The following is a 13869-nucleotide window of genomic DNA, read 5'->3' on the forward strand; positions in this document are numbered from 1 at the left end:
TCTAAAACGAAAAACCTTTTTGTAATTTTTTAACTACATTATTATGAATAAAATCAAAATACTTAGTGCCGTTTGCCTTGTCGCTTTTTCATATTGCAATGCGCAAAAAAATGCAATTGTAGCGCATCGCGGTGCTTGGAAAAAAAACAATCTGCCAGAAAACTCAATCGCTGCCTTAAGACATGCAATCGATTTAAAATTGCCAGGATCTGAGTTTGATGTGTGGAGAACGGCAGATGATTCGCTTGTAATCAATCATGATGCGCATTACAACAAATTGCTTATTGAAGAAACCAATTATGCAGATTTGATAAAATTTAAACTTTCAAACGGAGAAAAGCTTCCAACGCTTCATGAATATATTTCAGAGGGAATGCGAAATAATAAACACACGCTTTTGGTATGTGAAATTAAACCTTCAGAAATAAGTAAAGAAAGAGGACAAAAAACGGGTGTAGCAGCAGTCGAGACCATTAAAAAATTAAAAGCCGATAAAAACACCTGCTACATCAGTTTTGATTATGATATTCTAAAGAAAATCAGAGAAATAGATTCTAAAACCTCTTTGCAATATTTAGAAGGAAATAAATCACCAAAAGAAGTTAAAGCTGATAAAATAAATGGTGTAGATTACCATTATTCAGTATTTCAAAAACATCCAGAATGGATTCAAGAAGCAAAAGACAATAAGGTGATCCTAAATGCTTGGACTGTTAATGATGCTAAAGATATGGATTGGATAATCGCACACAAGTTCAACTACATTACGACAAACGAACCCGAACTTTTAAAGGAAAGAAAAGAGGCTAAAAAATAATCTCTTTTAAGCTTAACTAAAAATCTAACCATGAGAAAGATATATAAAAAACTAACGGCTATTGTATTGTTTTCGATGCTATTCGGAAGCAGTCTTTTGGCGCAAAATTCTGGTAAAACAGAATGGTTTGATCCGAGCAGACCCGCGACAACCTATTGTAATCCCATAAATATCGGATACAATTTTACCACCCATAATCATAACAGAATTCCAGAATCACGCCGTTCTAGTGCCGATCCGGTAATTATTACTTTTAAAGGAGAATATTACTTATTTGCGACCAATCAAGCAGGTTTCTTTTGGAGTAAAGACATGTCAGATTGGAACTTTGTTTACGGAAGTTTCCAAAGACAGCCAGGCGACGATGATCAATGTGCCCCTGCGGCTTGGGTTGTAAATGACACTTTATTTTATGTAGGTTCAACTTGGAAAAGGGATCATCCAATTTGGAAAACAGCTGATCCAAAATCAGGAAGATGGATACGTCATGTAGACAAAGCAATGTTGCCAACTTGGGATCCTGCCATTTTTCAAGATGATGATAAAAAAGTGTACATGTATTATGGATCAAGTGGAAAATTACCACTTGTAGGTGTTGAGGTTGATTATAAAACCTGGCTTCCGAAAGGAAATCAAGCGGACTATGCAACTTTATACAAAGCAACTGAAGTCGAAGATATTCAAAAACCTTATGGACAAATTAAAGAAGTTGCTATTTTAGATCCTTCAGCACACGGATGGGAGCGTTTTGGACCAAATAACGATATGGAACCAGCGCCATGGGGTAACTTTATTGAAGGAGCTTGGATGACGAAACATAATGGAAAATACTATATGCAGTATGGTGCGCCAGCAACTGAGTTTAAAGGTTATGCAAATGGTGTTCATGTAGGAGATAATCCGTTAGGACCATTTACGTATCAAAAACACAATCCGATGTCTTATAAACCAGGCGGATTTGTAATTGGAGCCGGACACGGAAATACTTTTTCCGATAATTATGGAAATTATTGGAATACAGGAACCTGTAAAATTTCAATAAAAGACCGTTTTGAGCGTCGTATCGATATGTTTCCTGCCGGATTTGACAAAGATGATGTAATGTATTCTATTACAGCTTATGGAGATTTCCCAATTGTGTTGCCTACAAGCGAGCGCGATCAGACAAAAGGCGCTTCATCAGGATGGATGCTACTTTCGTATAAAAAGCCTGTGACGGTTTCTTCTTCTGAGGAATGTATGGAAGTAGAAACGCATAGAATGGATCATGGCGGTAAAAAAGTGTATGAGAAATTCTGTTACGGACCTGAAAATCTTACAGATGAAAATATTCAAACCTATTGGTCTGCAAAGACAAGCGACCCAGGAGAATGGCTTCAAATGGATTTAGGAAGACAAATGGAAATAAATGCATTGCAGATTAATTATGCAGACCATAAAGCGACGCAGTTTAATAAGGCCATGGATATTTATTATCAATATAAAATATTTATGTCTGATGATGCCCAAAATTGGACATTAGTAGTTGATAAATCTAAAAATGATAAAGATGCTCCACATGATTATGTAGAATTGACAAAGCCATTTAAAGGACGTTATATTAAAATGGAAAATATCCACAATGCTTCTGGCTTATTTGCAATTTCAGATTTCAGAGTTTTCGGAAAAGGATTGGCAGCAAAACCAAAATCTGTTGCTTCTTTTAAAGTAGACAGAAACAAAGCAGATTCTAGAAACGCAATGATTTCTTGGAAAAAACAGGCAGATGCTATTGGTTACAACATTTATTACGGAATCGCTCCTGATAAATTATACAACAGTATTATGGTTTATGGCGATAATACATACGATTTTAGAGGTTTGGATAAAGGCACGAAATATTATTTTACGATCGAGCCTTTTAATGAAAATGGTATTGGCACAAAAAATAAGATTATTGAAGTAAAATAATCTAATCCATTTAGTGGAAATTATTTTAACACATAGAAGCATAGTTTAGGAATCTACGAAAGGCTTTTCACTTAGAGAATAAAACACAAAGAGCTATGTGTTAAAGCGTGCTTTTCTTTTTTCTTAAACAAAGCAAAAAATCTATGTTCCTATGTGTTTAAATTTTTATTTCACTGATTTAAAACAATCTTTATTTATAGAATATATAAAAGCTCCGATTGCAAAATGAAGAATTTGTAATTGGAGTTTTTTTTTGAGAAAAGGTTGAGAAAAAAGCTTCAGAAATGTCAATAATTTTGTTCCTTTGCGAATATACCGCTGGTATACTAACTCCAAATTACTACAGAAACTATGAAAAAAACGATTCTTTTAACTGCTTTAGTTTTAAACGGATTGACATCTTTTGCACAGACAAATGATGAAAAAAACATCAAATTATTTTACAAAAAAGCCTTAACCGAGTCAAAATGCTATATTTGGCTAGAATACTTGTCAAATGACATCGGCGCTCGTTTGTCTGGTTCTAAGGGTGCAGAACAAGCAGTTGAGTACACGAAAAGGCAATTAGAAAGCTTAGGTCTTGATAAAGTATATTTACAAGAAGTTATGGTGCCTCACTGGGTGCGTGGCGAAAAAGAAACCGCTTATATTCTTGATGGGAAAGTAAAAACCAATGTGCCAATTTGTGCCTTAGGTGGTTCTGTTGCGACTCCAAAAACAGGTCTTACGGCAGAAATTATCGAAGTTCAAGGAATTAAAGAATTAGCTGAATTAGGAGCAGATAAAGTAAAAGGAAAAATTGTTTTCTATAACAGACCAATGAATCCTGAAAATATTGAAACTTTTACTTCTTATGGTGCTTGTGTTGACCAAAGATATGCAGGGGCAAAAGAAGCTGCAAAACTAGGAGCAGTTGGTACAATTGTTCGTTCTATGAATTTACGTTTAGACGATTTTCCTCATACAGGAGCTCAAAGTTATGGAGACTTGCCAAAGGCACAGTATATTCCAACAGCGGCGATCAGTACAAACGGAGCTGAATTGTTGAGTAAATCTTTAAAAGTAAATCCTGCTTTGAAATTTTACTTCAAACAATCTTGCGAGACTTTGCCAGATGCTTTGTCTTATAACGTAATTGGTGAATTGACAGGAAGCGTTACTCCAGAAAATATTATGGTTGTTGGAGGACACTTAGATTCTTGGGATTTAGCTGACGGTTCTCACGATGATGGAGCAGGAGTAGTGCAAAGTATGGAGGTGATCCGTATTTTGAAAAACTTAAACTACAAACCTAAAAATACGATTCGTGTTGTATTGTTTATGAATGAAGAGAACGGCGGAAAAGGTGGTGCTAAATACGAGGAAGTATCAAAACAAAATAAAGAGAACCACATTTTCGCACTAGAAAGCGATTCAGGAGGATTTTCTCCAAGAGGATTTTCAATTGAAGCTGATGATGCTAATTTGAAAAAAATACAAGGTTACAAAGATCTTTTTGAGCCTTATTTAGTGCACAGTTTTACAATTGGACACGCAGGTTCAGATATTAATCATTTGACTTCTCCAGCTATTGTAAAAGCAGGTTTAAAACCAGATTCTCAACGTTATTTCGATTATCACCACGCAGCAAACGATACTTTTGACGCGATCAATAAAAGAGAATTAGAGCTTGGTGCAGCGACAATGACTACATTAATGTATTTATTAGACCAAAACGGAATCGAAACCAAAAAAGCAAATTAAGATTCAATCTAAAAAACGAGAAGCCATAAGTTTTGACTTGTGGCTTTTTTTATGGATTAAATTTTTAATCAAAACTTCACCGCAATGAGATAATACAAGTAGAGTATTGGAATATTAGAAAGTAAGATTAAAATTTTGATTCCTATATCTTTTCGCTGATGAAGTAAATGGATAAACTTTTCCATTAAGTGAAAAAACATTATAGTGTTGACTATAATGGCAGCCAAAGCAAAAGGCCAAGCAATAACTAAAACGATAGAATTTGCATTTGTAATAATATAAAGCATAAAAAGAATGGTACTGATTATAAATGTTCCGATAGCCAATTCAATGGATTGTTTTTCTTCAAAAGGTTTATGAATTGTTTTCATGATTTTAAATATTAAAAGTTTGCTGAATAGTTTGAACAGGCATAAAAAGCATTTTTGAAAAATCCAGATAATGAAATGCATTTGCTTTTTTTCCTCTTTTATATTGCTGTATGAAATAACTCATGCGCTTTGGGTAAAAAATAGTTCCTGTCACAATTACCATAAACAAATACAGGCTTTTCTTTCCATTTCCAAGTAAATAATATTGCATGCCTATTTCTTCATAAACCGAAACTCCAGTATTGGTCAGAACATGAATAATGTCGTGATCTTCTAGTTTTTCTTGAATATCAAAATGATTCTTGTAGAGAAAATTTCCCAAACCAAATCCTAAACTTTCTTCTGGATAGCTCATTAAGTTGCTTTTGTCAATGTCCCAAGGCTCATTCTTTTTAAAATATTTTTGATATGGTTTTTTGGAATATTCATACAGTTTTTCAATCAAATAATCTCTCATTGTTTTGGTTTTTAAAAGTTCTTTGAATTTCAAAGTTAATTAGCAAATAAAAAAGCTAGAATGAATTAAGACTAGCTTTTTAAAAAATTAATAAGTGTCTGTGACTGTTTTTAATAAATTAGAATCGGCAAGGTCAGAAGGGGCAACGACTTTTTCTTCTAATGGAATATTGTTGCCGTAACGCTCTTTTAGTATTTTCTGAACCTTTGGATCTTGCAAGTTAAAATCTTTCAGTTCTTTAAGTTTAGACAATTCGATTCCTGCAGCGTTTTTATATATTTTCCATATTAATTCAGAACAATATATTCTGTTATCAGTCCATTCAAAATAAGCATCATATTCTTTACCGTCAAATTGTTGGCTGTAATCTTTCATTTTTTGTAAAACCTGCAAACTCAAAGTACTTTCATCTTTTAACCTTTTTACTACATATTTACTATCTTTTCCGTGTTTAATCCAGTCTTCAAGAGGAGTAAGTTTTACTGGCTGAACAGCTTCAAAAACAAACCATTTTCCGTTAATATCGTAAATAATGCCACAATGCGAGAATTTAGAATTGGTTGCAATTCGAACCGTTTCGCATTGTTTAGATTCTGAGGTCTGAAAAATAAGATCTCCATCCTTAAACTTGCTTACAGTGGTTTTTTCTTCTTTGTTTCCAGTAAAAGGATTGTTTGGAAAAACCTTTATCGCAACGAATAATGCACAGCCAAAACTTAGAAAGAAAGTAATGATCGGAAATAGATATTTTTTGATTTTCATAAAGTATAATTTAAAGTACTTTGAGTTGCAAAGTAAATGATAAAAAAAATAGCTGCCAAATAAAATGACAGCTATTTTTTAAATATATTTTGCGAAATACTAGATTCTAAAAATACCTCCAACAGCAATAATTCGTTGGAAATAAGTAAAGTGCTGAGAAGCTTTATCCTCAGGACTTGTAGTAGTTTTAATATCCTGCATGTTGATATAACCACCTTTTAACTCTCCTTGAACATAGAAATGTTTGAAAAAAGTAACGTTAAGACCAGCTTTTGCAGAAACCCCATAACCAGAAACGTGAAAATCATCATGACGTTCTTTACCTAAAATTGTAGTATTGGTTTTTGGGTATAAAACACCAGCTCCAATACCTTCAGTTAAGTTAATTTGAACTTTGTCAATATTTGGCAATCCAAACCATTTAGAAACATCATCAAATCTAGCAACTTCGGTATTAACATAATTCAGACCATCTGTATGTTCGTACATTAAAAAAGCTGGACCATTTACATTTATTTCACCATTGCCATAACCACCTTCTTTTGCTCCACCTTGAGACATATCTACAGGTCTGTTAATGTATTCTCCATTATAAATATGAGCAGGGTCATTTTCAGGTAAATTGATATTTCCATTTACGTTTGCAATTTGATTTTGTGCCATTACATATTTCATATGATCAACACCAATTGTAACGCTATAATGATCACTAAAAAAATAACCAAATCTCAAATTAGTCTGAGGAATTGTCATATTAGCAGGATTGATATAATCTACATGCCATCCTTTTGGTTTGTCATGAGCTTTCATGTTATCAACCGTAAAGTTGTAATCCTTACCTCTAAAGTTTACATCAGAATTCGAGTAACTTTCTCTATTACCACCCCACATCACAAAGAATTTTCCTTTGTTGTGTGCGGCGTACTTTTGTACAGGTATTTCTTCCTGAGCAAATGTGTTTAAAGAAACACAAGCCAGTAAGAAAAATAAAAATTTTGTTTTCAAAGAACTTAAGTATTATAATTAAAATGCGTTAACTGTTTTTCTGATCGCAACTAACTTGTTCATTAAACCTTCAAAATAGTCTAAATGAAGCATATTAGCGCCATCACTTTTTGCGTTTGCTGGATCAAAATGCGTTTCGATAAAGATACCATCGACACCAACTGCAATACCTGCTTTGGCAACGGTTTCAATCATGTCTGGTCTTCCGCCTGTAACACCAGCAGTTTGATTTGGCTGTTGTAAAGAATGCGTTACGTCTAAAACCGTAGAAGCATATTGCTGCATAGTAGGGATTCCTCTAAAATCAACAATCATGTCTTGGTATCCAAACATAGTACCACGGTCTGTAACCATAACATTTTCATTGTTACAGTCTAAAACTTTCTGAACGGCATGTTTCATGCTTTCCGGACTCATAAATTGCCCTTTTTTCAAGTTTACTGTTTTTCCGGTGTTGGCAGCAGCCACAACAAGATCGGTCTGGCGAACTAGGAAAGCTGGAATCTGTAATACATCTACATATTGAGCAGCTTTTTCAGCATCTTCATTTGTATGAATATCGGTTACTGTTGGAACATGAAAAGTTTCTGAAACTTTTCTTAAGATTTTTAAGGCTTTTTCGTCACCAATTCCAGAAAAACTGTCAATTCTCGAACGGTTTGCTTTTTTAAAAGATCCTTTAAATACATAAGGAATCTGTAGATTGTCGGTAATACCAACTAATTTTTCAGCAATTCTAAGCGCCATTTCTTCTCCTTCGATAGCGCAAGGCCCCGCCAATAAAAAGAAATTCCCGCTGTCAGTATGCTTAATTTGTGGAATATGTTGTAAGTTCATAAAATTATTTTTTTGCACTGCAAAGGTAGTTATGATTTATGAGTTTCAGATGAAGATTTAAGATTATTTTAAGAACTCTAATAACTGGCTAAGAGCTTAGTAGAATTAACGGATTTCTAGAATTTCTTTTAAATAATTCAATGCTTTTTTCTAGGCAATATTAAAGCATGAAAAGAACATGATAAATGACAATTATCATGTTCTAAAGTTTTGCACTTAATACTGTGTTTTTAATTTTTTTCCTCTCCATCTTTTAATTAAAAATTGAATTGCAATAACCAAAATCAGAGCAAAAAGGAAAAAGAAGCAGGCAACAGCTATTCCAACAAGCGGCATGCCGCATCTCATAGGATTTGGATATTGCTCATATTGTTTAGAAAAATTATAATCTGCAATATTAAAAGCTATAAAAGAAAGTACAATTTGCAGAATACAATTGGTCCAAGAAATACGACTGAATTTTAATGAGGCAGGTTTATAGATAGAAAATGTTCCCAATATTAATTGTGACAATACTGGTAAAATAATAAGAAACAGTGGCAATATATGAAGCATAATCTTAGTTTGATGATATTTATTTCAACCTCAATCCAACAGGAACCATCAAAATTCCTTTTTCATAAATATTCAAATAAAGCTTAACTGGCTTTTTTTGCCCTTCCCATTTCAATTCATAAACATTCAAAAATCCAGCCCCCATATTGCTTCTTTTAGTAGGGAATGGGCAGCAGGTTTCTAATCTGGAATACGTTATTTTTTCGCCATTTGGACCAGCCAAAGCATTTAAGAAACGAGTTTCGTTTAATGCTTCATTGTTGGTGTTCTGGAAAAATATATTAATCGGATAATCAGGGTCGTAACCGTATTTTTTGTCTTTAGCAAATTGTGTTATAGAAAAGGTATTGTCCTTTTTTAAAATTAAATCAGGCGCATTGTCATCGACATTCTTTAATGTTGATTTGGTGCTTACGCAAGAAGAAACACTGATTAATAAAACAATTAAAATAGCTATTTTTTTCATGATTCTGGTTTTTGAGAAAGTTAAACTATCTGTTCTGCTTTTTTTGGATTTAGTTTTAAAACACCAACTACAATCAGATATTGTGCCAGAAGATATGTTAGCATAATAAAAAAGGAACTTTTTTGTATTGGAACATAAAACTTATTTATAGCCAGAATACTATCTGAAATGACGAAGAAAATGGCGCCAAAAAAAACGAGCTTATTTCCAGGTTTTTCCCAGACCAAAAATCCGTTGAAAGCAAATAAAAGCATAATTGAAATTACTGAGGCATAGATAGAAACAGGAATTTCAAGATCGCCTAAATGAGGCATTAGAACAGAAATCATACCTATTAGGTAGAATGCAATTAAGATGCTTCCAAATATAAAAATGGGTTTATTCTGTTTTTTTCTATTTCTTTTCTGTTTATTAAAAAGTATGCAATAGATTATGTGAGCTGTAAGAAAACAAACTAATCCTAATATAAAGTAAATCTCGCCAAGGTCTGTAAAAAGTAAGATAACATCTCCAAGCCAAGAAAGCGCAAGTGCAGCCAATAAAATATTCTGACTCGGAAATTTTCTGTAAAAATAGACTCCAAATCCGATAATTGGTATTAGAATGGGTTTGAGAAAGAGGTCAAAATGCTCGTGGCCAGTAAGCAGAACAATCAGGTATGCCACACTAAATGCTGCATAAATTTTAAAAAAAGAAGAGTTTCTCATAATAGGGGTTATGAATTGATATATTTTTGGTTGGTTTTAAAATCAAAATTGATAAAATATAGTGTCGTTAAAAAAGATAAGATCAGGTAGGTAAAAATAATATAATTACTAATTGGAACGACACGATTTAAACCAAACCAATCTCCATAATAGCCAATAATGCAAATTGCAAATCCCAATCGCAAGCCTTCCCATAAAAAAGCATATTTATTTTTGTCCATTAACTCTGTGTAGCTATATATGGTTAGAAAAATAAAAAAGCCATAAATGAAAATATTTGGGAGACCGATTTTGGCAATATTATCAAATAGATAACTTACAAAAAGCAATGTTATTAAAACCTGCGCAACAGACCAATATATTAGTTTTTGAGAATTTTGCGTACCATATTTTTCAAAATTAAAAACATTGTCAATTTTGTTTACAGGATATTTTTCTTCAAAATTTTCAGGGCGCCAGCCAGTTGGTTTAAACCAAATAGTCAATTTATCTCTCCATTTTGGAGCACGCCAGGCATCTTTTATCAATAAACTCAAATGCTGAAAATTTATTTTAATCGGATTCCATGTATTAGCAGGTCTTGTGATGCCAAAAACAGGAGGAACGTCGTCTAATTCTTCTTGAAAAGTGCCAAAAAGTTTGTCCCAAAAGATAAAAATCTGAGAATGGTTTTTGTCTAAATATTCGGGATTAATGGCATGATGCACACGATGATGCGAAGGAGTTACCAAAATATGCTCAATAAATCCCATTTTCTTGATATGTTTCGTGTGGTACCAAAACTGTAAAAATAAATGAATAGGAAGCGTAATAGCTATTACAGAAGCAGGAACGCCCAATAAAGCTGCAGGAATCAATAAAAAGGTAAACAGGTTTACTAGACTCGCAATGGGCTGGCGAAGTGCACAGGCAAGATTAAATTCTTCACTGCTATGATGTATGGCATGTTTGTTCCAAAGAAAATTAATCTGATGTGCTAGACGATGGCTCCAATAGCCATAAAAATCAATTACAAAGAAAGCAATGCAGTAGGAAAGGAGATTGGCTTCTAAATGCTGCAGTGCTATTTTAGAAACCAGCCATTCATAAGAAAGAAAAGTTACACTCAAACCCAAAACATCTTTGACCGAATTGGTAATGCCAGAACTTATGCTTGATACACTATCTATTAGTGGAGCAGTATCATTCTTTTTATAAATGCCGTAGATTTTTTCAATAACAATTAAAGATAAAAAAATCGGCATTGCAATAATCAATATCTTTCCGTATTCTTCCATAAAAAATGCATTCTATTTCGTTCAAATATATAATAAAAACGAATGCATTTTGAGTTATTTGCAATTAAATAGCTTTGAATGTATTTTTTATTCAAAAGCTAAATGCAAATTATTGAGGTTCAAAAGGATATTTTATTGAATAGAATTTGGATGTTTTTGGGTTCTTAATATTAAATCGAACTACTTCTTTTATAATTTGAAACGAGTCATATTTTAATTCCAATTGTATTTTATTTTCAGAGTTTACAACGCCATACTTATTGTTCTTCTTTACAACAAATTCTCCAGTTCCATAAATCTCTATAACCGCATCATATTCTGCTGGAATTGCAATTTTGTTCTTATTGCTATAAACTCCAAACTTATTTTTGTCTTTAAAAATCTGATAATTGCTTTTTGTAAATCCTCCAAAAGCTAAATTTTCTTTTGCAAATTCATCAATAAAGATTTCTGTTTCTGTATAATTATTGTTTTCAACTGATAGAAGATATTTCTTTGAATTTTTTATAGCAAAAATTTTGTTTTGAGAAGCGCTATAAAAATCATACTCTTGTGGAATTATAATTCTTCCTTTAGCAGAAAACAATCCATTTTTATTTTCAGAATTAGTTGTGATGTAGTAATTAGAGAAAGGATTGATGTATTTGTATGATATCGGAATGATTTCCTTTTCAAGATAAGGATTTATAATGCCTTGGAAATTGTTTTTATAAGCAAAATAGTGATTCTTGAACGAAATGCTGTCATTAGAAAAAACACCATAAACGTTATCATAAATTAAAGGTTTCAAAACAGTATCCTTTTGGTCGATTATCCCTTCTTTGCCATTGTTTTTTACCACATAAATTGAATTTGAAGGATGAATTTCATCATACTTGCATTTAATTTCATACTGTCCATTTGAATTTATAATTCCTTTTTTCTTCGTTAAAGTATTAAGAATAAGGAAAGAATCCTGATCAAGTACTCTTTCAAATTGATGATTTTTAATAGAGTTTAAAACAATATTTCCGAGAGTGTCAATGATAAAAGTGTTTTTGTTTTGAAGCGTCACAATAGACCTTTTGTGCTGGAAATACTCAATATCAAAAGCTTGAAAATTAGTGATTTGTTTGCCTTTTGAATCAAATAAATCAATACTGTTGTTATTTTGAACAAATAAAATTCCATTGCCATTCATTATATTGGCATATTTAATAGGGAGAATGACTTTGTTTTCAGTGTCAATAACACCAGTTCTGTTGTTTTTTGAAACTCTTACCAGATTATTTCCCAAATAGTAAACATCTTCATAATCAAATGGAATTTTAACTTTGCCTTGTAAATCTACAAACCCTCTTTTGAAATTTTTGTTAACGATAATTCCTGCTTCAAATATATTTTTCAGCTCTTTTCTGTTCTCTATGTATGCATAATTAGGTTTAAGCACCACATTGCCAAGAGAATCAATTAAGCCCATTTTTCCCTTAAAGGTTCTAAATACGGCATAATCATTTTCAAAACCATAGACATATTCATAAGTCTTATTTTCCATTAATTGTTTACGAAGAGGCTCAAATTTCGATTGCCCTTTCGTTATAAAAGAGAATAACAGAATTAGTAAAAGAAGGATATTTCTCATGATTTTAAATTTCTGCAAATAAAAACGCATTCTATTCAATTCTAGTATAGAATAAAACAGAATGCGTTTTAAAATATGATCAATTACACAATTTCGGCGCTAAGACCAGCTTCCAAAAGTTGCGTGCATTGAGGTTTAAGTTTTTCTATCGGACCTGTTTTCACAGTGCATTTTCCGTTATAATGTACAATCAAAGAGCATTGCTCAGCCTGTTCGGCCGTGTGGTCGCAAACACGCATAAGAGTATCAATTACGTGATCAAAAGTATTTACATCATCATTATACACAATGATCTCGTTATTAAAAGCAATGGCTTCTTTTTCGCGAACTCTTTCTCTTACTTTTTCTTTAGTACTCATATTGTTATAGTTTTTGTACTGAATTGATTATCAGTGTCTAATTTACGTATTTTAAAGATACCCAGTTGTTTCTTTGAAGCTTTTTAACATAAGTTAAACCTTTTTCAACACACGAAGCATCAATAAACGGAATGTCTTCTTCATAGAAACCGCTAAAAAGAATAATTCCCTTTGGATTCAAAGCATCAACATAAGCCTGCATATCGTTCAACAAAATATTTCTATTGATGTTGGCAATAATTAAATCATACTTTTTACCTGCCAATAATGCTGCATCGCCTTCATAAACGCTGATATGTTTGCAATTATTGCGTTCTGCATTTTCGATAGAGTTGAGGTAGCACCAGTTATCAATATCAATAGCATCAATTGGTTCAGCACCTTTCATTTCTGCCAAAATCGCCAAAATGGCTGTTCCGCATCCCATATCAAGTGTTTTTAAACCTTTCACATCCATTTCCAGTAAATGCTGAATCATCATATGAGTAGTTTCATGATGTCCAGTTCCAAAACTCATTTTTGGCTCAATTACAATATCAAACTCGGCATCCGTTTTTTCATGAAAAGGAGCGCGAACGTGGCATTTTCCATCTACATCGATCGGTTCAAAATTCTTTTCCCATTCCTCGTTCCAGTTTACCTGGTCGATTTCTTCAATCGTATATTCAATTTTAAACTCCTCAGATTGTAGAATATAAATATCATCCAGAATATTTTCATCCCACAAATCCTTCTTCACAAAAGCAGAAATTCCGTTTTCAGTTTCCGTAAAACTCTCAAACGCTTTTTCGCCCAATTCAGCCACTAAAATTTCAGAACCTAATTCTTTTGGCTCAATTGTAAAATGATATCCTAAATATATATTCGACATAAATAAAAAATTTTTGCAAAGGTAAGAATACAAAGCAAAAGTTGTTCATAAATAAATCATATTGTTATAAA

General features: G+C 32.6%; 15 protein-coding genes. 3 read left to right on the top strand and 12 right to left on the bottom strand.

Features of this window, described 5'->3' with window-relative positions; translation table 11 throughout:
- The first annotated feature begins 43 nt into the window (after positions 1–43).
- The 3 genes from GR162_RS13405 to GR162_RS13415 all read left to right on the top strand — a co-directional run bounded on the left by GR162_RS13405 (position 44) and on the right by GR162_RS13415 (position 4510).
- On the top strand, positions 44–817 hold the full coding sequence (locus tag GR162_RS13405) for a glycerophosphodiester phosphodiesterase family protein (protein ID WP_160782589.1): 774 nt from the start codon (positions 44–46) through the stop codon (positions 815–817).
- Positions 818–847: 30 nt separating this feature from the next.
- The gene (locus tag GR162_RS13410) at positions 848–2767 is read left to right on the top strand and encodes a discoidin domain-containing protein (RefSeq protein ID WP_160782590.1); all 1920 of its coding nucleotides are present in this window, start codon (positions 848–850) and stop codon (positions 2765–2767) included.
- Positions 2768–3118: 351 nt separating this feature from the next.
- A complete protein-coding gene (locus GR162_RS13415; protein WP_160782591.1) occupies positions 3119–4510 on the top strand; it encodes a M20/M25/M40 family metallo-hydrolase in 1392 nt (463 codons plus the stop codon).
- A 68-nt stretch (positions 4511–4578) separates the two neighbouring features.
- Here GR162_RS13415 and GR162_RS13420 read toward each other — a convergent pair whose 3' ends face one another.
- The 12 genes from GR162_RS13420 to prmA all read right to left on the bottom strand — a co-directional run bounded on the left by GR162_RS13420 (position 4579) and on the right by prmA (position 13798).
- On the bottom strand, positions 4579–4881 hold the full coding sequence (locus GR162_RS13420; RefSeq protein ID WP_160782592.1) for a hypothetical protein: 303 nt from the start codon (positions 4879–4881) through the stop codon (positions 4579–4581).
- Between the two features lie 4 nt (positions 4882–4885).
- Positions 4886–5338 (bottom strand): hypothetical protein, encoded by a 453-nt coding sequence (locus tag GR162_RS13425; RefSeq protein ID WP_160782593.1) that lies wholly within the window; start codon positions 5336–5338, stop codon positions 4886–4888.
- 87 nt (positions 5339–5425) lie between these two features.
- A complete protein-coding gene (locus GR162_RS13430; protein WP_160782594.1) occupies positions 5426–6100 on the bottom strand; it encodes a YiiX family permuted papain-like enzyme in 675 nt (224 codons plus the stop codon).
- Positions 6101–6199: 99 nt separating this feature from the next.
- On the bottom strand, positions 6200–7105 hold the full coding sequence (locus GR162_RS13435) for a hypothetical protein (protein ID WP_160782595.1): 906 nt from the start codon (positions 7103–7105) through the stop codon (positions 6200–6202).
- 18 nt (positions 7106–7123) lie between these two features.
- A complete protein-coding gene (gene kdsA, locus GR162_RS13440; RefSeq protein ID WP_026729393.1) occupies positions 7124–7942 on the bottom strand; it encodes a 3-deoxy-8-phosphooctulonate synthase in 819 nt (272 codons plus the stop codon).
- A gap of 216 nt (positions 7943–8158) precedes the next feature.
- Complete coding sequence (locus tag GR162_RS13445; RefSeq protein ID WP_160782596.1) at positions 8159–8497, bottom strand: hypothetical protein; 339 nt, start codon at positions 8495–8497, stop codon at positions 8159–8161.
- Positions 8498–8516: 19 nt separating this feature from the next.
- Positions 8517–8963 (bottom strand): 2-dehydro-3-deoxyphosphooctonate aldolase, encoded by a 447-nt coding sequence (locus tag GR162_RS13450; RefSeq protein ID WP_160782597.1) that lies wholly within the window; start codon positions 8961–8963, stop codon positions 8517–8519.
- A gap of 20 nt (positions 8964–8983) precedes the next feature.
- Positions 8984–9670 carry a lysoplasmalogenase gene (locus GR162_RS13455; protein ID WP_160782598.1) on the bottom strand — a complete coding sequence of 229 codons (687 nt, stop codon included), beginning with the start codon at positions 9668–9670 and terminating at the stop codon, positions 8984–8986.
- A gap of 8 nt (positions 9671–9678) precedes the next feature.
- Positions 9679–10947: a sterol desaturase family protein gene (locus GR162_RS13460; RefSeq protein WP_160782599.1), complete on the bottom strand. Its 1269-nt coding sequence runs from the start codon at positions 10945–10947 to the stop codon at positions 9679–9681.
- A 109-nt stretch (positions 10948–11056) separates the two neighbouring features.
- Entirely contained in the window at positions 11057–12568 is a 1512-nt protein-coding gene (locus tag GR162_RS13465) for a WG repeat-containing protein (protein ID WP_160782600.1), read from the bottom strand.
- A gap of 83 nt (positions 12569–12651) precedes the next feature.
- Positions 12652–12927 (bottom strand): ATP-dependent Clp protease adaptor ClpS, encoded by a 276-nt coding sequence (locus tag GR162_RS13470; protein WP_095927736.1) that lies wholly within the window; start codon positions 12925–12927, stop codon positions 12652–12654.
- Positions 12928–12964: 37 nt separating this feature from the next.
- A complete protein-coding gene (prmA, locus tag GR162_RS13475; RefSeq protein WP_008462980.1) occupies positions 12965–13798 on the bottom strand; it encodes a 50S ribosomal protein L11 methyltransferase in 834 nt (277 codons plus the stop codon).
- Between the last annotated feature and the right edge of the window lie 71 nt (positions 13799–13869).

The sequence above is a fragment of the Flavobacterium sp. HBTb2-11-1 genome (assembly GCF_009826975.1).
In the GTDB taxonomy this organism is placed as follows: Bacteria; Bacteroidota; Bacteroidia; order Flavobacteriales; family Flavobacteriaceae; genus Flavobacterium.